The organism is Paenibacillus spongiae (genome assembly GCF_024734895.1).
In the GTDB taxonomy this organism is placed as follows: domain Bacteria; phylum Bacillota; class Bacilli; order Paenibacillales; family Paenibacillaceae; genus Paenibacillus_Z; species Paenibacillus_Z spongiae.
Map to the genome: position 1 here is coordinate 4,524,180 of NZ_CP091430.1, position 22,123 is coordinate 4,546,302.

The 22,123-nt window shown below is 53.7% G+C and carries 22 protein-coding genes; 9 read left to right on the plus strand and 13 right to left on the minus strand.

The annotated features are described in order from the left end of the window. The first annotated feature begins 158 nt into the window (after positions 1-158). From proB to L1F29_RS20505, 7 genes are all read left to right on the plus strand, one after another. Entirely contained in the window at positions 159-1,274 is a 1,116-nt protein-coding gene (gene proB / locus L1F29_RS20475) for a glutamate 5-kinase (protein WP_258383904.1), read from the plus strand. A gap of 316 nt (positions 1,275-1,590) precedes the next feature. Then, positions 1,591-2,838, plus strand: coding sequence for a glutamate-5-semialdehyde dehydrogenase (locus tag L1F29_RS20480; RefSeq protein ID WP_258383905.1), 1,248 nt, complete (start codon positions 1,591-1,593; stop codon positions 2,836-2,838). Positions 2,839-2,894: 56 nt separating this feature from the next. Continuing rightward, complete coding sequence (gene proC / locus L1F29_RS20485; RefSeq protein WP_258383906.1) at positions 2,895-3,785, plus strand: pyrroline-5-carboxylate reductase; 891 nt, start codon at positions 2,895-2,897, stop codon at positions 3,783-3,785. Then, a complete protein-coding gene (locus L1F29_RS20490; RefSeq protein ID WP_258383907.1) occupies positions 3,782-5,014 on the plus strand; it encodes a 2,3-diketo-5-methylthiopentyl-1-phosphate enolase in 1,233 nt (410 codons plus the stop codon). The genes proC and L1F29_RS20490 overlap by 4 nt, the downstream gene beginning before the upstream one ends. Then, on the plus strand, positions 5,011-5,703 hold the full coding sequence (locus L1F29_RS20495) for a 2-hydroxy-3-keto-5-methylthiopentenyl-1-phosphate phosphatase (protein WP_258383908.1): 693 nt from the start codon (positions 5,011-5,013) through the stop codon (positions 5,701-5,703). The genes L1F29_RS20490 and L1F29_RS20495 overlap by 4 nt, the downstream gene beginning before the upstream one ends. Beyond that, on the plus strand, positions 5,700-6,347 hold the full coding sequence (gene mtnB, locus L1F29_RS20500) for a methylthioribulose 1-phosphate dehydratase (RefSeq protein WP_258383909.1): 648 nt from the start codon (positions 5,700-5,702) through the stop codon (positions 6,345-6,347). Before L1F29_RS20495 ends, mtnB begins: the two co-directional genes overlap by 4 nt. A gap of 65 nt (positions 6,348-6,412) precedes the next feature. After that, the gene (locus L1F29_RS20505) at positions 6,413-7,462 is read left to right on the plus strand and encodes a MerR family transcriptional regulator (protein ID WP_258383910.1); all 1,050 of its coding nucleotides are present in this window, start codon (positions 6,413-6,415) and stop codon (positions 7,460-7,462) included. Positions 7,463-7,493: 31 nt separating this feature from the next. Here the strand turns inward: L1F29_RS20505 and L1F29_RS20510 are convergent, their stop codons facing one another. Continuing rightward, positions 7,494-8,825, minus strand: coding sequence for a DUF2515 family protein (locus L1F29_RS20510; protein ID WP_258383911.1), 1,332 nt, complete (start codon positions 8,823-8,825; stop codon positions 7,494-7,496). A 203-nt stretch (positions 8,826-9,028) separates the two neighbouring features. On the opposite strand from L1F29_RS20510, the gene L1F29_RS20515 reads away from it, so the two are divergent. Next, the gene (locus L1F29_RS20515) at positions 9,029-9,703 is read left to right on the plus strand and encodes an SOS response-associated peptidase (RefSeq protein ID WP_258383912.1); all 675 of its coding nucleotides are present in this window, start codon (positions 9,029-9,031) and stop codon (positions 9,701-9,703) included. Between the two features lie 172 nt (positions 9,704-9,875). Here the strand turns inward: L1F29_RS20515 and L1F29_RS20520 are convergent, their stop codons facing one another. The 5 genes from L1F29_RS20520 to L1F29_RS20540 all read right to left on the minus strand — a co-directional run bounded on the left by L1F29_RS20520 (position 9,876) and on the right by L1F29_RS20540 (position 15,334). After that, positions 9,876-10,163: a stage VI sporulation protein F gene (locus L1F29_RS20520; RefSeq protein WP_258383913.1), complete on the minus strand. Its 288-nt coding sequence runs from the start codon at positions 10,161-10,163 to the stop codon at positions 9,876-9,878. 74 nt (positions 10,164-10,237) lie between these two features. Continuing rightward, positions 10,238-12,286, minus strand: a complete 2,049-nt coding sequence (gene recG / locus L1F29_RS20525) for an ATP-dependent DNA helicase RecG (protein ID WP_258383914.1) — start codon at positions 12,284-12,286, stop codon at positions 10,238-10,240. A 13-nt stretch (positions 12,287-12,299) separates the two neighbouring features. Beyond that, entirely contained in the window at positions 12,300-13,151 is an 852-nt protein-coding gene (gene fakB / locus L1F29_RS20530) for a DegV family protein (RefSeq protein WP_258383915.1), read from the minus strand. Between the two features lie 11 nt (positions 13,152-13,162). Continuing rightward, positions 13,163-14,962, minus strand: a complete 1,800-nt coding sequence (gene fakA / locus L1F29_RS20535; protein ID WP_258383916.1) for a DAK2 domain-containing protein — start codon at positions 14,960-14,962, stop codon at positions 13,163-13,165. Between the two features lie 12 nt (positions 14,963-14,974). Beyond that, a complete protein-coding gene (locus L1F29_RS20540; protein ID WP_258383917.1) occupies positions 14,975-15,334 on the minus strand; it encodes an Asp23/Gls24 family envelope stress response protein in 360 nt (119 codons plus the stop codon). Between the two features lie 201 nt (positions 15,335-15,535). On the opposite strand from L1F29_RS20540, the gene rpmB reads away from it, so the two are divergent. Beyond that, the gene (rpmB, locus tag L1F29_RS20545) at positions 15,536-15,724 is read left to right on the plus strand and encodes a 50S ribosomal protein L28 (RefSeq protein ID WP_258383918.1); all 189 of its coding nucleotides are present in this window, start codon (positions 15,536-15,538) and stop codon (positions 15,722-15,724) included. A gap of 156 nt (positions 15,725-15,880) precedes the next feature. Here rpmB and spoVM read toward each other — a convergent pair whose 3' ends face one another. From spoVM to rlmN, 7 genes are all read right to left on the minus strand, one after another. Next, positions 15,881-15,961, minus strand: a complete 81-nt coding sequence (gene spoVM / locus L1F29_RS20550) for a stage V sporulation protein SpoVM (RefSeq protein ID WP_010345573.1) — start codon at positions 15,959-15,961, stop codon at positions 15,881-15,883. A 335-nt stretch (positions 15,962-16,296) separates the two neighbouring features. Beyond that, positions 16,297-16,563 (minus strand): hypothetical protein, encoded by a 267-nt coding sequence (locus L1F29_RS20555; RefSeq protein WP_258383919.1) that lies wholly within the window; start codon positions 16,561-16,563, stop codon positions 16,297-16,299. An 8-nt stretch (positions 16,564-16,571) separates the two neighbouring features. Beyond that, entirely contained in the window at positions 16,572-17,216 is a 645-nt protein-coding gene (gene rpe, locus L1F29_RS20560; protein WP_258383920.1) for a ribulose-phosphate 3-epimerase, read from the minus strand. A 2-nt stretch (positions 17,217-17,218) separates the two neighbouring features. Continuing rightward, entirely contained in the window at positions 17,219-18,154 is a 936-nt protein-coding gene (gene rsgA, locus L1F29_RS20565) for a ribosome small subunit-dependent GTPase A (RefSeq protein ID WP_258383921.1), read from the minus strand. After that, positions 18,132-20,276 (minus strand): Stk1 family PASTA domain-containing Ser/Thr kinase, encoded by a 2,145-nt coding sequence (pknB, locus tag L1F29_RS20570; RefSeq protein WP_258389755.1) that lies wholly within the window; start codon positions 20,274-20,276, stop codon positions 18,132-18,134. Before pknB ends, rsgA begins: the two co-directional genes overlap by 23 nt. A 5-nt stretch (positions 20,277-20,281) precedes the next feature. Next, positions 20,282-21,037: a Stp1/IreP family PP2C-type Ser/Thr phosphatase gene (locus tag L1F29_RS20575; protein WP_258383922.1), complete on the minus strand. Its 756-nt coding sequence runs from the start codon at positions 21,035-21,037 to the stop codon at positions 20,282-20,284. An 8-nt stretch (positions 21,038-21,045) separates the two neighbouring features. Then, a complete protein-coding gene (rlmN, locus tag L1F29_RS20580) occupies positions 21,046-22,092 on the minus strand; it encodes a dual-specificity RNA methyltransferase RlmN (RefSeq protein ID WP_258383923.1) in 1,047 nt (348 codons plus the stop codon). Between the last annotated feature and the right edge of the window lie 31 nt (positions 22,093-22,123).

Genomic DNA, 22,123 nt, shown 5'->3' on the forward strand with positions numbered 1-22,123 from the left:
GCTGTGAAGCGGGATGGCCCATGTCAGACATGACGGCTGTCAACAAAGGTGGTACCGCGGAAGTCATACTTTCGTCCTTTATATTATTTATAAAGGGCGGGAGTTTTTTTATTTTCCGACCTGGATTCGCGGTAACCTAGGGAAAGGGAACAAAGTCGATGACGGAACGTATTGTAGTCAAAATCGGCAGCAGCTCGCTAACCTCGGACGAAGGCGGTCTCAATCGCGACCGGATTTCCTTCTTTGCAAACGAACTGGCTGCCCTTCAGGAAAGAGGCTATCAGGTGCTGCTCGTTACTTCAGGCGCTGTAGCAGCCGGGTTTCGGCGCATCGGATACGAATCAAGGCCGAAGCTTGTACACCAAAAGCAGGCTGCCGCCGCAGTTGGGCAAGCGCTGCTCATGCAAGCCTATCAAGAAGCATTCGAGGCTTATGGAGGCACCGGGAACGGAGTCGCTCAAATTCTGCTGACCCGAACCGACTTTTCGAACCAGCGCCGTATTAAGAATGCGAGATTGACGATTGAAGAGCTGCTTCGCCAGCGTACCGTTCCGATTATTAATGAGAACGACACTGTCGCGACGGATGAGCTGCATATGAAATTCGGCGATAACGACACGCTGTCGGCATTGGTCGCGAATTTAGTCCAGGCCAAGCACCTTATTATTCTGACAGACACCGACGGATTGTATACCGAGGATCCCCGGAAAAATCCGGCCGCCGTAAGGATCGACCGCGTCGCTCAGATTTCCGAGGATATTATGAAAATTGCCGGGGGTGCCGGCTCCTCTGTCGGAACAGGCGGAATGCGTTCCAAGATCGAAGCAGCTCGGATCGCGATGCGAGGCGGGGTACCGGCTTTCATCGGCCGCGTGACGGAGCCAGGTGATCTGCGGCTGGCCGTTGACGGGTACGGCAGAGGCACTTATTTCGATACTAGTCTTCATACACTCACCATGAAGAAGCAATGGGTAGGCTTCCACTCACAGCCCATGGGCCGGATCATCGTCGATGACGGTGCGCAGAAGGCTCTGCTCCAAGGCGGCAGCAGCCTGCTGCCTGTCGGCATTCGGGCTATTGAGGGCGATTTCCACAGCGGCGATGTCGTTGAAGTAACCAATACGAGCGAGCAAACGATCGGCCGCGGCGTCGTCAACTATGATGCTTGGCAGATCAAAGCCGTAGCGGGTCTAAGCACCGATGAAGTGAGGCGCCGCTTCGAAGTGAGCCGTATCGAGGTCATCCATCGTGACGATTGGGTCACGCTTTCCTAGAACTCGAAGCGATGAGCACTCACAAAACGAAGCCTTTGCTTCCGATGCCAGTTTTGCTCGTATCGCCCCTCGAAGCAATTGTTTATCACAAAACTAAGCTTATGCTTTCGATGCCAGTTTTGCTCGTTATCGCTTCCTTGAAGCGATTTTTAATCACAAAAACTAAGCTTATGCTTTCGATGCCAGTTTTGCTCGTTATCGCTTCCTTGAAGCGATTTTTAATCACAAAAACTAAGCTTATGCTTTCGATGCCAGTTTTGCTCGTTATCGCTTCCTTGAAGCGAAGGGCTCACAAAACTTTAAGGAGGAATCAACCATGAGCGAAGTGAGAACGAAGGCCACGCTCGCTAAGAGCGCCGCTGCAGCCATGAACCGTTTGACGACCGAACAGAAAAATCACGCGCTAGGCGTTATGGCGGATGCGCTCCAGAAAGAACAAGCTGCTATTATTGATGCCAATTCGGCAGATATTATGAATGGACGAGAGAAAGGCACAAGTGAATCCCTATTGGACCGGCTGACGCTTAACGAAAGCCGAATTGCCGGAATCGCGGAAGGTTTGCGTCAAATCATCGCTCTCCCCGATCCGGTTGGACTATTGTTGGAATCCTTCGAGCGTCCGAACGGATTGAAGGTGGAGAAAATATCCGTTCCGCTCGGCGTGATCGGGATGATCTACGAAGCCAGACCGAACGTCACAGTCGATGCTGCCGGCCTTTGTCTCAAGACCGGCAACACCGTTGTGCTGCGCGGCGGATCGGCAGCGCTGGAGACCAACCGCAAAATCGTGGAGGTTCTCCGCAGCGCTCTTCAAACTACCGACGTCCCGGCTGATGCGCTGCAAATGATCGAGGATGCTGACCGTTCCTCTGTAGACGAAATGTTGAAGCTCAATGGCCTATTGGATGTTGTCATTCCGCGCGGCGGCGCGTCGCTCATTCGCAACGTGGTGGACAATGCCACTGTTCCTGTCATCGAAACAGGTGCCGGAATATGCCACACGTTCATCGACGAGAGCGCGGATTACGATATGGCTTCGGATATCGCATTCAATGCCAAGGTACAGCGCCCTTCCGTCTGCAACGCAATGGAGACGCTGCTCGTTCACGAATCCTTCGCCAAGAAGCATCTGCATGAATTGGCGGATCGTTTCTTGAAGTCGGATGTCCAGCTTCACGGCTGCCCACGAACGATGGAAATCGTACCGGAAGCGCTCCTCGCATCCGACGCCGATTATGCAACGGAGTACAATGACTATATTCTCAATATTCGCGTCGTTCATGATCTGGATGAAGCGCTGTCGCATATTGCTCAGTTCGGCACGATGCACTCCGAATGTATCGTGACAGCGAATCAGGAGAATGCCGTTCGCTTTCTTCAGGAAGTCGATGCCGCTGCGGTATACCATAACGCCTCTACCCGGTTCACAGACGGCTTTGAGTTCGGCTTCGGAGCCGAGATCGGCATCAGCACGCAGAAGCTGCACGCACGCGGTCCGATGGGCCTGCCTGCCCTTACCTCGACGAAATACCGTATCTACGGAGCGGGTCAAATTCGCGGGTAACCGGGTTTCAACTTATTCTCAATCGCTTCCCATTACATGTTCACGAGGTGTATGCAATGACTTTGATCTCTTCTTCATCCGGGTTGAAGCCGGAAACCAATTCCCTTCGCCTGTGCTTCTATGGCGCCGGCTCGATGGCTGAAGCTATCGTTCGCGGACTTCTGGACCGCGGTCTGGCGGATCCGTCGCGCGTCTCGATGCTGAACCGCAGCAATGTTGACCGGCTCGAAGAGCTGGCCGACAGATATGGGGTTCAGGTATCATCGGAGCAGGACGCGAATGCGCAGAGATCGATGCTTCGCGAGGCGGATGTTATTTTTCTAAGCATGAAACCCAAAGATGCCGCCGATGCAATCCGCAAGCTGCAGGGAATAGTAACATCCAGCCAGCTGATTATTTCGGTTATTGCGGGTTTATCGATTCAGACCATTCAACAGCTGCTCGGCCAGAAGGCTTCTATCGTCCGCACGATGCCGAACACGTCCAGTACGATCGGACTCGGTGCCACAGGCATCAGCTTCTCATCTACCGTGGATGATAATCAGCGCCAATTGGCCCAAGCCATGTTCGACTCCATTGGCTTGACCGCTATCGTTGACGAGCCGTTAATTGAGGCGGTTACGGGCGTTTCAGGTAGCGGACCGGCATATGTGTACTTCCTTATGGAAGCCATGATCAAAGCCGGCACTCAGCTTGGCCTCTCCGATGAGGCGGCTCGCGAGCTGACCGTGCAGACCGTGCTGGGAGCCGCTCAGATGGTGAAATCCACCGGCGATAACCCTGCGGAATTGCGGCGCAAAGTAACCTCTCCTAACGGAACGACGCAAGCGGCGATCGAGACGCTCGACAAGCATGATTTCACGAACGGCGTCATCCGCGCCGTCGCTCGGGCAGCCGAGCGCGCTTCCGAAATGGGAGCCGATATCGAAAGGAGTGCCTTATCTTGACAACTTCTGTTTGCGAAGCGACATACCGCTGCTATGACGATACAGCCGATTTTCATAAGAAAGCGCTCGGTATAGCCGTCGGACTGACGGTCGGCAGCTGGACCGATTTGCCTGAAGCGCGCAAGGCCGAGATGGAGAAGCATCTGGGCCGCGTCGTTTCGGTTCATGTGCACGAGCCTGAAGGCTTTCAGCCCGGCGAGAGGTATGCCGATTTGACCATCGCTTATCCGGATGTTAATTTCAGCCGGGACATCCCCGCCCTGCTCGTAACCGTCTTCGGCAAGCTGTCGATGGACGGACGGATCAAGCTGCTCGATTTGAATTTCTCTCCCGCCTTCACGGAAGCCTTCCCGGGTCCCAAATTCGGCGTAAGCGGCGTTCGGGACCGGCTCGGCATTCACGATCGCCCTCTGTTGATGAGCATCTTCAAATCCGTCATCGGACATGATCTGACGAACCTGCGGGAGCAGTTCTATCGTCAAGCGCTCGGAGGCGTCGATCTGATCAAGGATGACGAAATCTTGTTCGAGAACCCGCTCACTCCCCTTGAGAAACGGGTAGAAACCTGTATGGACGCTGCGCGTCAAGCCGAAGCGGAAACCGGCCAGAAGCTACTGTATGCCGTCAACTTGACCGGGCCTACGTCCCAGCTCGCCGCGAACGCCAAGCGCGCGATTGCAGCCGGCGCGAACGCGATTCTCTTTAATGCGCTCGCCTACGGCTACGACGTGCTGCATGAATTGAGCAGCGATCCGGACATTCACGTACCGATTGCAGCGCATCCGGCTCTTGCCGGCGCTTATTATCCTTCGCCGCATTACGGAATCGCAGCGCCTCTTCTGCTCGGCAAGCTGATGCGCCTCGCCGGAGCGGATCTCGTCCTGTTCCCGTCGCCTTACGGCTCGGTCGTCATGCCGAAGGAAGAGAATCTTGCCGTCCAATCGGCCTTGATCGATCCGGCATTACCGGTTCGCAGCAGCTTCCCGGTTCCTTCCGCAGGCATTCATCCCGGACTCGTCCCTCTCATTCTCCGCGATTTCGGCCATGAAGTCGTCGTTAATGCAGGCGGCGGAATTCACGGTCATCCAATGGGAACAGCGGCAGGCGGTCAAGCGTTCCGTCAAGCTATTGCCGCGGCACAAGACGGAATATCGCTGCCTGTAGCTGCAGCACAGCCCGGCAATGAAGCGTTGAAAGCAGCTATTGAACGATGGGGGTTTAAGGAATGACATCACGTGGTACAGACGCAGCAAACAAGAAGCGCGTCATTTTTTGCGATTTTGACGGTACGATCACAGAGAACGATAACATCATTGCAATCATCAAGCATTTCAATCCGCCAGGCTGGGAGCCGATCGTTAACGATATTATCGGCCAGCGCAAATCGGTCCGGCAAGGTGTCGGCGAGCTGTTTCGGCTGATACCGTCTTCCATGGAGCGGGAGGTTATCGATTATGCGGTTGGCAACGCACGGATCCGAGGCGGATTCGAAGAGCTTCTCGCATACAGCAAGGCGAACGATATCGACTTTTATGTTACGAGCGGCGGCATCGATTTCTTCGTGCATGCATTGCTTGCTCCTTATGGCATACCGGCAGATCACATCTTCTGCAACGGCAGCGATTTCTCAGGCGAACGGATCGAGATCACCTGGCCTCACCCTTGCGATGATCATTGCAGCAACGATTGCGGCATGTGCAAGCCGGCGATTATCCGCCGTTTTCCCGCCGAGCAATACACACGCATCTTGATTGGCGACAGCGTAACGGATTTCGAAGGCGCGAAGCTGGCCGATCTCGTATTTGCACGTTCCCATCTGATTGCGAAATGCAAGGAGCTGGGATTACCGTATCATGAATTCAGCACGTTTCATGACGTGGTCGAAATACTGCAGCAACAGGAGGCAAACGTTCGATGACCATACAGGATGTACGATTAGAGGAAAAGCAGCAGGCGCTCGCAGAGCTTCGTGACATCAAAAGCTTGTTTGCCGCGCGAGGCTGGTTTCCCGGTACGAGCGGGAATCTTTCTATACGGGTCGGCGAATTCGAGGCTGACAATTTTCAATTTGCCATTACGGCGAGCGGTAAAGACAAGTCGATTTCAACGCCGGAGGATTTTCTGTTCGTCGATCAGAGCGGACAAGCCTGCGAAAAGACCAGCCTGAAGCCTTCCGCCGAAACGCTCATTCACAGCGAGATTTACCGGCTGACCGGCTGCGGCGCTATTTTTCATATCCACAGCGTATTCAACAGTATCGTTTCCGAGCTCTTCTGGAGCCGCAAATCGATTCCGGTGGATGGCGTCGAGCTGATCAAAGCCTTCAATATCTGGGAAGAGGAAGCGCATATCGAAATACCGATTGTCTCGAACTTCGCCCATATTCCGAGCATCGTTCCTGAAATCACGGAGCGGCTTGACCCCCGCATTCCGGGCATTATGCTGCGCAAGCACGGCATCTATGCATGGGGGGCCAATGCATTCGAGGCGAAGCGGCACCTGGAGGCGTTCGAATTTATATTCGAATACGTTTATCGCTGGGAGCTTCTTAATCGGCGATAGCAAGCATTGACGTTGACATTGACGTTGCGTCAACGTTTACAATAAGAGCTGAGGTGATGGATTCCATGCGGATGCATATACACGAAGCGGCGAAATTGCTCGGGACGACGCCCCGGGCAATTCGTTTTTACGAAGAGAAAGGGCTGCTTGCACCTGTAAAATCGCCTGAGAACGGATACCGCAGCTATGAGGACACTGATATAAACCGGCTCCGCTGGATCGTCTCCCTGCGTGAGCTCGGACTTCCTATAACCGCGATCCGCGAAGCGATAGCCAGCAAGGAAGCTGCGGCTTCGCCGGATGACCAGCATTTGCTCCTAAGCAAGCTGGATGAATCGCGCCAGGCCATCTATCGCGAGTGGAGCAATTTGTCCCAAGCCCTCCAAGCACTTGACTCAGTTATGCGCGCCGGTTTCCATCGAGGCGGCTTGACGTTAGACGATATCGAGGCGGCAGCTTCGCATGTCCGGGAGGCATCGGCTGTTCGGGATTCCTGGCATGCAAGGATCGATTACGACGGACTTGCCGCGCAATATCGGGAGGAGGCCGTCCTTCAATCATTGGCTCCACACATTGATATCCGCCAGTATGAACTGGCGCATCGCCAGGTGGAGCAATGGCTGGAGCCTGCCGAGGCGGAGCATGGCGTCGATTTGGGAGCGGGAACGGGCGTTTTGGCAGAAAGGCTTACTCGTGACGGCGCTATGATGACCGCAGTTGAGCAATCCCCTGCTATGCTGGCCATTCTCCGGAAGCAGCACCCCGACGTGGAGGCCAAGCTCGGCAACCTGCTTGCCCTTCCTTTTCAACAGCCGTCCTTTCATTTTGCCGTCAGCACGTTCACGCTCCATACGCTGGACCAGCGCGAGCAGCTGCTTGCTCTTGCCGAGATGGACCGCATCCTTTTGCCCGGCGGGCGAATCTGCTTAGCAGGACTGTCCGATCCAGCGAGCGCTGCCATTGCAGCAATACCGGAGGAAGCTAGTCCGGATCGACTGTCTACGAAGAACATAAGCAGACTTGCAGCTGAACTGGAAAGACGGGGCTACGATACATTCATCTCCGAGCCTTCCTCATCCATATGGATTTTGTTCGCGAAGCAGCAAATAGGGTAGACCCCTCTGCTTAAATCAGCTCGGGTGTACCCTATTCCTTCTCGAGCATTCCCAGCCGCTCGGCCGCTTGAACCGCCAGCTCGATTTCATTCAATCCGTGGCAGTAAGCCTCCGTCACTTCGAACAATTCCGGGAGCGGCAGCTTGTGAAAATAAGGCTCCACTTCAGCTTCGGCAGTAAACCAATCCCGGTCCGAACGGGATTCCTCTACCGGCCGATCGGGCCATACTGCTTCCAATGAGGGACTGTAGAAAGGCGATCTGCCGCGAATTAACCTGCATCCGGCGAGCTTCTGTTTATAGCGCATATTCTCATTAACCGGCTGTTGCGACGTAAACAAATGGGGTGCGTAGTCAGAACGCGAGCCGCTATGCTGGACACAGCGGACGAAAGCCAACACGCCTTCACGGACAATCTCCACCCCGAACAGAATGGCATACAGCCGCTTGCCAAATTCGATCCGCTCCTTCAAATCCTTGAAGTCCTCCAGTATGAGACCCGCAAGCCTCATCATCCCTGCCTGCGGCGCTCCGTATGGCATGATCACCGCATTCGTCTGCATCGGCGCCTGCATCATGTACGCCATCGTTTTCAACACTTCTTCGCGATAGTAAGGGTCCTGTACGATACGATCTTCAATGAAATGCTGCTCATTCACAATCAAGGCCGTCGTCAGCACAGGCGAGTCCAGACGATGCCAGAATTGCGACCACACGGGTCCCATGAAGCGTGAAACATGGAATGCAGGCAGCAGATGAGTCAGTTCTCTGCCCTCCTTTCTCCCCGCTTCATACAGCAGCAATTGCGGATATGCATCTGCGAAAATGAGTGAATTGATTCTCTCCAGCATCTGGAACGTCGCATCCGCCTGCTGCTCGTCCAACAGTCGCGGCAGCAGCTCTCCCCGCAAGTCGGTCATATTGAAACCCCCGTTACGCGAAACCATATGCGCAAGCAGCGCCCAATGCAGTTCCGGACGGCGAAAATAGATTTCCCTGTAGGCTTCCGTTCGCGTAACATTATTTCGATTGGCCGCGGCCGTTTCCCTCCGGATCCGTTCGATCAGCGACCGTTCCCTATCTTCCGGCTGTAACGCCGGCGTATCCTCGTGTTCTCTGCCCTCGTCACGATCCGCTTCCCTTTCGAGAGCAGTCCACGCCGCTTTTAATGACTTGACTGCGGTCTCGCGCAGCTGAAGCGGTCTTGCCGAGCGGGATGACCGGTCCGATTGAGCTTGCTCAACCCGTTTACCCAGTAACCGGTCTTTAAACGCTTGAATTTGATATTTGAACCAACGCACGAAGCCGTTTAACCAATCGTGTGTATGTATATCCCGCCGATTCCCAGAATTCCCGCCCTTCATCGCTAACCTCCCTTCAAACTTGCTTCTAGCATTCAGTATGGGCAAGCAATGATTAGGTTAGCCGTCTATCCTCGCAGATATGAGAAGCGCATTTCATTTTCGTCCGGTTTTTATGACCGCTTTTGACAAAGGAGGACCCGTAGTATAATAAGTACGATGCAAGCGGAACGAATGTGGAACTACATGAAGGAGCGTGATTATTGATGTGCGGACGCTACACCATCACGGTATCGCTCGAGGAATTGATGCTTCGCTATTGGATAAATGAAACCAATGTCCCTTACCATCGCCCGAAATATAATGTCGCTCCGGGACAAATGATCCTTGCTATCGTTAATGACGGTGAACGCAACCGGCTTGGCGAGTTAAAATGGGGCCTGGTTCCTTCTTGGGCGGACGATCCGAAGATCGGCAGCAAAATGCTCAATGCAAGATCGGAAACCGTGTCCGATAAACCGGCATTCAAAACTTTAATTCGCCGCAAACGCTGTATCGTTCCGGCAGACGGCTTCTATGAGTGGCAAAAAGCGGGCGGAGTTAAGCAGCCGATGCGAATCGTTCACCGCGACCGAAGCCTGTTCAGCATGGCAGGGCTCTATGATACATGGCTTTCTCCGGATGGATCCAAGCTTAGCACCTGCACCATTTTGACAACGACGCCGAATTCGTTGATGGCGCCGATCCACGATCGGATGCCGGTCATATTGAGTCCCGAGAATGAGCTAATCTGGCTGGACCGGAGTCTACAAGATCCGCAGCGGTTTACCCCGCTCTTCCGTCCCTATCCTGCCGAGAATCTTGAGGCTTATCCCGTCGCTCCCGGAGTCGGCAATGTCAAGCTGGACGAGCCTGCCTGCATCGAACCGATTTCCGTTTAACTTTGATAATATGCTGAATCAATGATTATACATCTCGCCGCGCTAGCAGAATGTTCTTCCCGCCGCTGACGGTTCCCGGTTTTCTTTGCATGCTATTTTCCTTTTGCGAGAGACCATGCCGATGTAGAGGTGCTGTGCAACGTTCAGCAAAAAAAAACCGCTGACTTGGAAGTCAGCGGAACATGGCCCACAATTTCAACAGATGGAGGGTATTGTTCGGATCGATTTTTTGATTAATGACGAATGCAATCAGCTGCTCTTCCTGGGTTTCCGTTAAATTCTCCTGCAGGATGCCTGCCGAGATCCGGATCAGGCGGCGGACCTTCGTCCGGTCCTGCAAATCATACTTCGTTACGCCTTCTACGACTTTCTTCATGCGATCCTTCGTGACAGGATTCTTCATCTTCACCTTAACGCGTTCGATAAATTCCGGCCGAATGCCGTATTTGGTATAGCTCATTCTCGGCTTAGCACCTCCGTCCGGCTGCTCACAGCCATTCGTTCTACTATATGCCGCAAGCGGGATGAAGATATCTAGTCCAACAAATCGCCTGAAAAAAGTTGATCGCTCTTCAATCGATCATGAAGTCTGGCCAAAGCCGGCTCCGTCCAGAAATTCTCGCGATGAGTCAGGTCTGCTGCGTCATCGCGGGCTTCCTCCAGCACCGCGAAATCGCTAGACATGTCGGCGAGCTTGAAATCCGGTACGCCGCTCTGTTTCGTACCGAAGAAGTCGCCCGGCCCCCGCAGTTCAAGATCCCTCCTCGAGACTTCGAAGCCGTCGTCTGTCTCCGTCATGACCTTCATCCGTTCGCGTCCAACTTCGGACTTCGGATCCGCAATGAGCACGCAGTACGATTGATGGCCGCCCCGGCCCACTCGGCCGCGCAGCTGATGCAGCTGCGAGAGTCCGAATCGTTCCGCATCCATCACGATCATTAGCGTGGCATTCGGAACGTCTACCCCGACCTCGACGACCGTCGTCGCGACCAGCACCTGGGCTTCATTATCGGCGAAGGAACGCATGACCTCATCCTTCTCGGCAGCAGATAGCCGTCCATGCAGCAGGCCGACCTTAAGATCGGGGAACGCCTGCATTAGCTGTACATGCATATCAATTGCATTCTGCACGTCCAGCTTCTCCGATTCCTCTATTAAGGGACAGATGAAGTAGGCTTGTCTTCCAAGATCAACCTCGCGTCTAATAAATCCGAGCACGCGCTCGAGCATGTTATGCTTGACCCAGTAGGTTTGGATCGCCTTCCTGCCTTGCGGGCGTTCACGTAGCGTAGAGACATCCATATCGCCGAATGCCGTAATGGCAAGGGTGCGCGGAATCGGGGTCGCCGTCATCGTCAGGACGTCCGGATTGAGTCCCTTCCGACGTAATACGCTTCGCTGATTCACGCCGAAGCGATGCTGCTCATCCGTAACAACGAGCCCTAGGCTGCGGAAGTTAACCCCTTCTTGAATAATCGCATGGGTGCCGACGATCACATCGATCAACCCCATCTGCAAGCCCGCCAGAACGTCCCGGCGCCTGCGCTCGGTCATGCTGCCGGTTAATAGCCCAACCTCCAAGCCGACGCCCTCAAATACCTTCTGAAGCGATCTCATGTGCTGATCGGCCAAAATTTCGGTCGGCACCATAAGCGCCCCTTGATGCCCGGCTTTATAAGCCGCGAATAAGGCAATCGCAGCCACGACGGTTTTCCCGGAACCGACATCTCCCTGCAGCAGCCGATTCATGCAGTAGGACTGGCGCATATCGATTAATATCTCGTTGACGACCTTCTTCTGCGAATCGGTCAGTTCGAAGGGGAGCGTCTTGACGAAGGAGCGGATCGATTCCGCATCTACCACATGCGCGATACCGTCCATCCTATTACGAGTTAGCGACCGGTAGGCCTGCAGCTTAAGCTGGAACAGAAACAGCTCCTCATAAACGAGACGCCGTCTCGCCGCTTGTCCTTCATCGGTATCGCCCGGATTATGTATGCAGCGAATGGCATCACGACGCGGCATCAAAAGGTGCTTGTCCACCAGCTCCAGCGGCAGGATCTCCTCAATCATCGGTCCGTACTGCAGAAGCGCCTGATGGATCGTCTTTCTCATCCATGTCTGCGTAATGCTGCCGCCGACGGAATAAACCGGTTGAACGGAGCCTGAACGAACCGCGCCCCGGTCGGGAAATTCGGATTCCGATACCGTCATCTGAAGACGCCGCTGCTCCCACTTGCCGGTCAGCACGATTTCCCTGCCCGCTGCAAGCTGCTCCTGCAAATAATGCCGGTTGAACCATACCGCCGTGACGAGCAGGTTATCGACCGCTACCTTGCACGATAGCCTCGATTTGCCCTTGCCATAACGCTGAAGTGTCGCAGCGCTCATAATTTTGCCCTGAATCGTCACTTTCTCGCCGTCTTTTGCTTCCGCGAGCCCGCGTATCCGGTAATCCTCGTATCGGAAGGGAAAATAGTCCAGCAAATCGGCGACGGAATGGACGCCAAAGGCGTGAAGCTCTTGTTCTTTCGGAGCGCTCACGCCTTTGATTTGCCGGACCGATATTTCATCCAGCTTCATGTTTACTATCCTTTCATCGGTTAATGAATATAGCCACAGTCCCGGGTCCGACATAGGTTCCGATGACGGATCCAATCCTCGTATGCTTCGTAGAGCGTACTTGGAACCGTGCTTTAGCCTGTTCACCCAGCTCAAGAGCAGTCTCATTCGAAGTGGCCCACGCAAGCGTTATGTCGACAGGATCGCTGCCAAAGTCTTTGGCAAGCAAGTCCATGATTCGCTGCAAGGCTTTCTTCTGTCCCCGCACCTTATCGACTGCCGTTACTTCGCCATCGGCATCAACGGAAAGGATCGGCTTAATATTCAAGATCGAGCCGAACAGAGCCGCCGCCTTCCCGATCCGGCCACCCTTCTGCAAATATTCGAGGGTATCCACAAGAAAATATAACCTTTTCTCGCGCGTCATCGTTTCGATCTCTTCCAGGATTTGATCTCTTGGCATGCCTGCGGCAGCCAACTCGGCCGCCTTGACGACAAGCATACCGAAACCATATGAAGCCGACTTTGAATCGATTACGACGATATCGCCATCGCGCTCAAGGAGCGAATGCCCCAGCACCGCGGATTGATACGTCCCGCTGAGAGCCGAAGAAAGATGAATCGATATAATTGTCGCACCGGGGCTTTCGTTTAAAATCCGGTCATAGGTTGCCATGAACTCGGCCGGCGACGGCTGCGATGTCGTGGGCAGTACGGCTGACGACGTCAGCTTGTCAAAGAATTGACCCGAGTTGATCGTAACGCTGTCCAAGAAAGTTTCTTCGCCAAACAATACTTTCAACGGAACGATCTCAATGTTTAGTCTTTCACGCACGTCCTGCGGAATATCTGCCGTGCTGTCTGTCACGATACGAATCGCACTCATGAACTGTCCCCCTATTCAACTGCAAATAAATACGGGTAAAGTGGTTGCCCGCCTGCATGCACTTCCAGCTCTGCCTCCGGGAACGCCAATGAAATCCACTCGGATAATGCCGTCGTTTCCGCTTCATCCGCCTGCTCGCCCGTCAGAACCGTGACCAGTTCGCCGCCTTCCTCCATCATGCGCGTTAACAAATCCCGGCATGTCTGGAGAAGCTCCGGCGAAGAAGCGACAATGGATTTCTCCAATATGCCGATGAAATCACCTTCACGAATATCGATCCCGTCGATGGACGTGTCCCGAACTGCATGCGTGACTTGTCCGGAGCTGACCTGCTTCGCAGCCTGCTCCATCGCATCGGCATTGACCTGAGCCGACTCCTCTTCACGGAACGAAAGCACGGCTGCGAGCCCTTGTGGCACGGTCCGGGTCGGTATTACGGTGATGCTTCTTTCGCATAGCTCGACTGCTTGTTGAGCCGCCAAAATAATATTGCCGTTATTCGGCAGCAAGTAGATGTGTTCCGCATGGAGCGATTCGATCGCTTTCACGAAATCCTCCGTGCTGGGGTTCATGGTTTGTCCGCCGGATAAAACGATATCGACGTTGTTGTCGAGGAAAATATTCGATATCCCTTCGCCCATCGCAACGGCGATAATGCCGTACGGCGCCCACTCGTGTGCCTGCTCAACCGGAACCGAATCGATAGGAGCGCCAGTGAGTACTTCAGGCACGCTCATCCCCAGTGCCTCGTCTTCGATGCTGCGCGTAATCGCTTCACCCGTGTTAGGCTGATCGGCCGTTGTCGATTCATCGTGAAGCAGGTCGCGATGCTGTTCCCGCATATTCAGAATATGAATGTCCGTCAGCTCGCCGTAAGGAAGCGCGTAATTCATGACATCGCCCGGTTTGCGGGAGTGGACGTGAACTTTAATGATCTCGTCGTCGGCAATGACAAGGATCGAGTCGCCGTCTTTGGCAAGTGCCTTCTTGAACGCCGCTTCATCGAAGGGAAGCGCGGCTATGCCGGCAAGCTTGCGGTTTATGAAAAACTCCATATCGTATAAATATTCAATAGCTTCCGTAGATAAACGCGATTGGGCGCTGGCCGGCTGCTGCGGCGCAAAGCTCGTATACCCTGCCTTCAGACCCGGGCCTTGTCGGGTTCCTGTTTGCTGATCCGCTGCGTAGCCCGGTTCGCCGAGCGCTTGAACGAATCCCTCGTAAATATGTACTAGCCCCTGTCCACCGGAGTCTACGACGCCTACCTGCTTCAGAACAGGCAGCATATCCGGCGTCCGCTGCAAGGCCTCGTACGCCTTGCCATGCACCTCGCGCATCATCTCAACCACATCGGTCGTACGGCGCGCAATGGACACGGCATGTTTAGCCGCTTCTTTAGCGACAGTAAGAATCGTGCCCTCAACAGGCTTTACAACTGCCTTGTAGGCCATATCGACACCATGCTGAAGAGCCGCTGCAAGCTGCTGCGTATTGATCTCTTCTTGACCTGCCAGGCTTCTGGAGAAGCCGCGGAATAGCTGGGACAGGATAACGCCCGAATTCCCTCGCGCGCCCATCAGCAGCCCCTTCGAAAACGCTTCCGAAACTTTTCCTATGGCCGGGGACGGTTTGTTGACAAGTTCCTGTACCCCAGAGGTCATGGTTAAATTCATATTCGTTCCGGTATCGCCGTCAGGCACCGGGAAAACATTCAGTGCATTGACGCGTTCAACATTACGTTGCAGACATTCCGCGCCCCTATGCACCATGCCGGTAAAGTCCGATCCGCTAATAAAACGCTTGCTCAACATTAATTCCCCTTCCTACCCAGATACACGTACGCCTTGGACAAAAATATGAATGTAATCGACCTTTAGGCCGACTACCTCATTCAGCACATACTTCACTTTAGACTGAATATTGTGCGCCACCTCGGAAATTTTTGTGCCATAGCTAACGATGATGTATAAGTCGATGTGCAAGCGATCGTTCTCTCGGCGTACTTCCACACCCCGGGACGAGTTGTCCCGACCGAGCAGTTCCGTAATACCGTCCTTTAACTGCTTGCGTGAAGCCATACCGACAAGTCCATAACACTCAAGTGCCGATGAGCCGGCAAGCATAGCGATAACATGATCTGCAATGATTACTTTCCCTAGTTCTGTGTCAAGCTGCAGTGGCATGGTCGTTCACTCCTTTACCGTATATATTATGGACTAATCAACATTGTACTATAAAATTCGAAGATATAGAAGTCAATCCGACGTATCTCGCCTGAATTCTTCCGTTTTCGATGCTTCTCTCTGTCTTGATCGCTCGTGATACTTATGTTATTATATTCAAGTGTGTTTATTTGCACGGATTCTTCAAGGGAGGTGTATTCCATGTCTCGCAAATGTTTTGTTACGGGCAAAGGTCCCGGCACAGGTAATCACGTTTCGCACGCGAACAACAAAAACCGCCGTTCTTGGGGCGTTAACGTTCAAAAAGTACGGATTCTCGTTGACGGTAAGCCAAAACGCGTTTATGTCAGCACTCGCGCTCTGAAATCGGGCAAATTGACTCGCGTATAACAGGATTTGAATTAAAGATGAACAAAGAGCACCTGATTCCGATCAGGTGCCTTTTTCTTATTCCCCCACAGAAAACAGCCGCCTCGCTGCTGCGGCGGCTTCCTGCGGACCTATGTCCGTACGCTTCGACACGTTGTACGCTTCTGGGCGGCCGAATCAGTTTTTCTGGAATGTATTCAAAATTGCTTTCACAAACCCGCCCAAAAACTTTGGCAGCTTGATTGTGTAAAATTTCATTCTCCATCCCCTCCTAAACGTGCTCGGCTTCGCACCGTCCATGTATCATACGTTGTCGCTTTGCACCTGAATCAAGGCATGCGAAACGGCTCCCGTCACCCATCTGGATAAGCTGCGCCAACAAACGAAGCCTCTGGATGAGCGATAGACGGAAACATGAAGAAACGGCTCGCGCCTTCTTGGCGGCGAAGTTGGTTTCTTCCCTTAGACCGTATAGAACATAAGTGCATGAGAAACTAAAGAATTCTATAAGGTAAAAAAAAGGCTACACGAACCTTCGTTCATGTAACCATAGTATGCAATGCTAGATTGTCCTATTCCAACCGACGCCGTATCTAGGCTATAGGCGGATTTGTTCTCACATACATCACCATGGTGATGATAATGGTAATGATCAGGAAGAACAGAATCGACACGACGAAGAAGATGATGCGCATGCCGATCCCGGGAAATCTCTTGAAGAAATAGATCCCGATGACCAGAGCCAACAAGGAGAAAATCAAATTCGCCGGGCTGTTGATGAATGGAAATATGGCCAGCATAAGCCCGGCGCCAAAACTATAAAGTACGACAAGATAGCTGTTCTTTATTCGCTCTCCCATGGATCCCCCTAGCGAAGCGAAGCAATAGCTGCCGCGCGATCTTGTTCCAGAAATACCGCATTGCCGGCCACCAGCACATCCGCGCCGGCTTCGCGAACGAGTACGGAGGTCTGTGCATTAATGCCCCCATCCACTTGAATATGGATATGAGACATCCCGCGCTCTGCCAGCATCGTCCGAAGCTGACGGAGCTTAGGCAGCGATTGCGGAATAAACTGCTGGCCGCCGAAACCGGGATTGACCGTCATGATCAGAATGAGATCAAGATCGTCCAGAAGATTCTCGACAGCCGCGATAGGCGTCGCCGGATTAAACGCAACGCCTGCCGGCAGGCCGGCTTCCTTAATCATGTGGACAACGCGATGAAGATGCGTGCAAGCTTCGGCATGTACGGTTATGCGGTCAGCGCCTGCTTTGATGAACGACGGTATGAGCTGCTCGGGCCGCTCAATCATGAGATGCACATCGAAGGGCAGCTTCGTTACCGGTCGTATGGCTTGTACAACGGGCGCACCAAACGTCAGGTTGGGCACGAAATGGCCGTCCATCACATCAATGTGTATCCAATCGGCTCCCGCGCGTTCTACGTCTTTAATATCATCTGCAAGTGCGGCAAAGTTCGCTGACAGAATGGATGGTGCGATGATCGACATATTTAGTACCTCCGCTTTTTCTCTTTCAACTCCGCCATGAACAGCGCATAATGCTCATGGCGGCTTGCTGCTATATTGCCTTCCTCCAACGCTTGGAGTACGGCGCAGCCAGGCTCGTGGATGTGGGTGCAGCCGCGGAATTTGCAGGCGCCGGACAGCTCACTCATCTCGCGGAAGCAGCTTCCCAGCTCCTCGATGCCGAGCTCTACGAAGTCCAGCTGGCTGAAGCCGGGCGTATCCGCCACATAGCCTTGCCCGACAGGAATCAATTCCACATGCCTGGTCGTATGCTTCCCTCTTCCGAGCCGGCTGCTGATCTCATTCGTCTCAATCGACAAGCCCGGCACGAGCGCATTGAGCAGCGACGACTTGCCGACGCCAGATTGTCCGGCAAACACGGCCAGATGATCCTGCAGGCGCTCATAAAGCGCGCTGGTGCCTTCGCCTTGACGCGAGCTCGTTAAGAAGACCTCATAACCGATCGGTTCATAGATTCTCCGAACCTCATCAATGATATGGCGGGCTTCATCGGCATCCGGTCCGCCTTCGGCCAAATCTTGTTTGCTTAAACATAGTATCGCCGGTATACCGGCATGCTCGATATGAAGGAGAAACTTGTCCAGCAGCTGCAAATTAAGCTCAGGCTCCGTTACGGAAAACACGAGCACCGCCAGATCGATATTCGCCACCGGCGGCCGGATGAGCTCGGAAGTACGGGGAAGGATGGCGTCCACCGTACCTTCCCCATTCTCCGTTACTCCATATTCTACCAGATCCCCGACCAACGGGGATTCCCCGCGCTTCTTGAAGATTCCTCGCGCACGGCACGTAACGGGAACGCTCTGCTTATCCGCTCCATCCGGAAGAACATAGTAATATCCGCTAAGCGCCTTAACAATCCGACCGACCATTGCTTTATTGCGGTTGCTGTCCGGCATTGTTACCCCCGTTGTCGTTACTGCTGTTGCTGCCTGTGTTATCCGGTTCCGTCTGCACCGGTGTATCTTCCGGCTGTTCAATGCCAGGTACCGTTTCCGGAGACGAATCCGCGCCCGACTTTATGTCGTCATACGATCTGGAGAACGCGTCCACGTATTCGCCATCCCGGTATATTTCGACTCTGGCTTCCGTATTCGGGGCTAACACAACTTTGACAGGGAAAGACTCCGTATTGTTAATTTTGCGTTTGCCCCCTTTCTGGTTCTCGCCGCGGGCATCCGAATACTTGATTTCGATTTCACTTGTTCTGCCGGCGAAAGCTGGCGAGATGACGATATTGAACGTATACTCGATCGCATCCTCCGGCAGCCCGCTGCTGACGGTCAAGGTTATTTCGGACCCTTTCGTTACCAGGTCATTCGGTTTGAACGGGTGCTGATCGAGAACTTTGCCTGCTTCTTCGCGGTAGCTCGGCTCGCGGACCGTATTCGCCTCGTTCACCGTGAGCCCCAGCGATTTCAGCAGCTTGATCGCTTCCGCCTCGGTTTTATTCGTCAAGGTCGGCATCGGGAACGTCTCCTGCCCCTTGCTCACCGTGAACGTAAACGTGGCCTGCTTCGGATCGAAGTCCGTGCCGGCATCCGGCGTCTGACCAAGGATCGTTCCAGGCTTCTCATCACTGAATTCCCCGTCGGACTTGATACGTTCCTCCGATACGCCTAAGCTGATCAGCTCTTCCTTCACATCATTGAAGGATTGGCCCGTATAGTCGGCCAGCTTCTCCAGCTTCGGTCCCGTGCTGACGTACAGCTTGATCCAGGAACCAACCTTGACGCGCTGATTCTGCTTGGACTGATCGTAAACAATGTCTTTCGGGACGCCTTCTTTGTCCATGTATACGGTCGGTTCTTCTAATCTCAATCCCACTTTTTCCAATTCCTGTTTCGCATCGGTAAAGGTCTTGTTCACGACGTAAGGAACCTCGACCTCCTCGATGTCGAACCATCCCCGCACCGTCATAGCACCCCAATAAACAAGGGCAATAACAAGGAGCGTCGTGAATACCGCGATAACAGGCTTGACCCACCGGCGGCGCTTGGGCTCCTCGGATAACCCGTTGGACTCCCATCTGTCATCCTGGTTCTCTTCCGCATCGGCCCGTTCAGCGCGCTCGGGACGCGAAGCCGATGATGAAGGAGCGGCCAGCGTCTCGAGCGATCCGCCGCGAATCGCAGGCATGATGCGGGTCTCGTCCATATCGCCCGGATGGGTATTGAACGAAATCTTGGGCTCTGTAAGCCGCTCCGGCAGCAGGCATGTATCCAGATCGTGCAGCATCTCTTCCGCAGACGAGTAACGCTCATCCGGATTTTTACGCATGGCCCGCAGAATAATGTTCTCCACGCTTTGCGGGATATAAGGATTGACTGCGCGAGGCTCCTCAAATGTCTCCTGAAGATGCTTGAGCGCAACGCTGATCGGGCTTTCGCCCAAAAACGGCAGCCTTCCGGTCAGCATTTGATAGAGAACGATCCCAAGCGAGTACAAATCGGACTTCTCGCCTGTGCTGATGCCCTTGGCATGCTCCGGCGAGAAATAATGTACAGAACCGACAACGGAACCCGTCTGTGTAATCGTTGAGGACGTCACAGCACGGGCAATCCCGAAGTCGGTCACCTTAACGCGCCCATTGTTGCCGATCAAGATGTTATGCGGCTTAATATCGCGATGTATGATTTGATTATGATGAGCATGTTCCAACGCATCGCATATCTGAACTGCGATATGTACCGCTTCTTCGGTCTGCAGCGGCGCACGCTCTTGTATGATTTCGTTTAAATTGTGCCCTTCCACATACTCCATCACAATGTAATGCGTGTCTTCCTCTTGGCCGACGTCGTAGATGCTCACGACGTTCGGGTGAGAAAGAGCGGCCGCCGACTGTGCTTCCCGCCGGAAGCGCCGGATAAAGTCTTCGTCATGCGTAAACTGCTGACGCAGCACCTTGACGGCTACTTTCCGGTTCAATAATATATCATGGGCTTTGTAGACGAGCGCCATGCCGCCCCCGCCGATGCGGGTGATGATTTCGTACCTTCCGCCTAATTCATGTCCAATCATGTCGCTCACCTCTCTTGCTCCGTGTCGTCGGCATGATGCAGCAGGACGACCGTAATGTTATCGTCTCCGCCAGCTTGAAGTGCCAATTGAACGAGCCGATCCGCTTTGCCGTCCAGATCGAGCTCATTCGACTGCAGCGTTTCGCGCAGCTGTTCATCTGTGACCATATTGCTGAGCCCATCGCTGCATAGAAGCAGCAGATCGCCTTCCGCCCATGAAATCCCGCGCACATCGACTTCAACCTGCGCATCTGTACCGAGAGCTCTTGTCAGCACATTCTTGCGAGGATGGTTTGCAGCTTCCTCCGGACTGATTTGTCCGGACTTAGCCAGCTCGTTGACCAGCGTGTGATCTTCGGTCAGCCGGGTAAGCTCGCCGTCCCGCCACATGTATGCCCGGCTATCGCCAATGTGCCCGATAACTCCATTATCCGCTTGGATCAAAGCCGCAACGACCGTCGTACCCATGTTATGGTATTGGTCGTTGCGCGACGCCATATCGTATATCACTTCGTTGGCTTGCAAAATCGTCTGCCGGATGAGCATTTTGCGCTCATCGAGCGATAATACGGCTGTCTTGCCCTGAAGGGAATCGCGGAATGTATCCACTGCCAATTGGCTGGCCACATCACCAGCCTGATGCCCGCCCATGCCATCGGCTACGATGGCAATGACGAGCCCGCTATCCTGCTGCTCTGCCCAAGCGCGATCTTCGTTCACAAGCCGGATACGGCCGATATCGCTGCGATACGCTATTTTCATTAATCGAATCACCCCGTCGTGGACTCCATATGTTTCGCCCGTAGCTGTCCGCAAGCTGCCGCAATATCATGACCCTGTTCTCTGCGGATTGTGGCATTGACTTTGTTGCGTTCGAGAATGCGTTGAAATTCGAAGATTTGCTCCCTTGGCGTCCGAACGTATTTACGCTCCGGCACGTGGTTAACCGGTATGAGGTTCACATGGCAGAGCATCCCTTGCAGAACCCGAGCAAGCTCTTCCGCATGCTCGTTCTGGTCGTTGACGCCGCCGATCAGCGCATACTCGAACGTAATTCTGCGGCCGGTCTTCGCAATGTAATAGCGGCAAGCCTCCATCACTTCCTCGAACGGGAAGCGCCGGTTAACCGGCATCAGCTTGGAGCGGAGCGCATCGTTAGGCGCATGGATGGACAATGCAAGATTGATCTGCGTATTCTCCTCCGCGAACTTGTACATGCTCGGCACGATGCCGCTGGTCGAGACCGTAATATGGCGTTGGCCGATATTAAGGCCTTTCTCGTGGATCATCGTGCGCAGGAACGTCATCGTCGCTTCATAGTTCTCAAAGGGTTCGCCCGAACCCATGATGACGATGCTGGATACCCGCTCATTCGTCTCATCGAGAATTTGCTGGGCGGTCACCACCTGAGCGACGATTTCGCCAGCCGTCAGGTTGCGCTTCAGCCCGCCCAGCGTCGATGCGCAGAACGTACAGCCGATCCGGCAGCCGACCTGCGTCGTAACGCATATGCTGTTGCCGTAGCTGTGGCGCATGATAACCGTCTCGATCGCGTGCTCGTCATGCAAGCCGAACAAGAACTTGACCGTTCCGTCTTTCGATTCGAAGCGCGTAATCTCATTGAGCGTCACAAATTGAAACTGGTCGTCCAGCTTCTCACGCAGCGCCTTCGGCAAATTGCTCATATCCTCAAAACTTTTGACTCGCTTCACATAGAGCCAATCGAATAATTGAGCGCCGCGAAACGCCGGTTCATTATTTTCTTTCATCCATTCTTGCAGTTGGTCTAACGTATAGTCGTAGATGAATGGTTTCATCGTTTCACACCTATTTCTTTCATTGAATAGT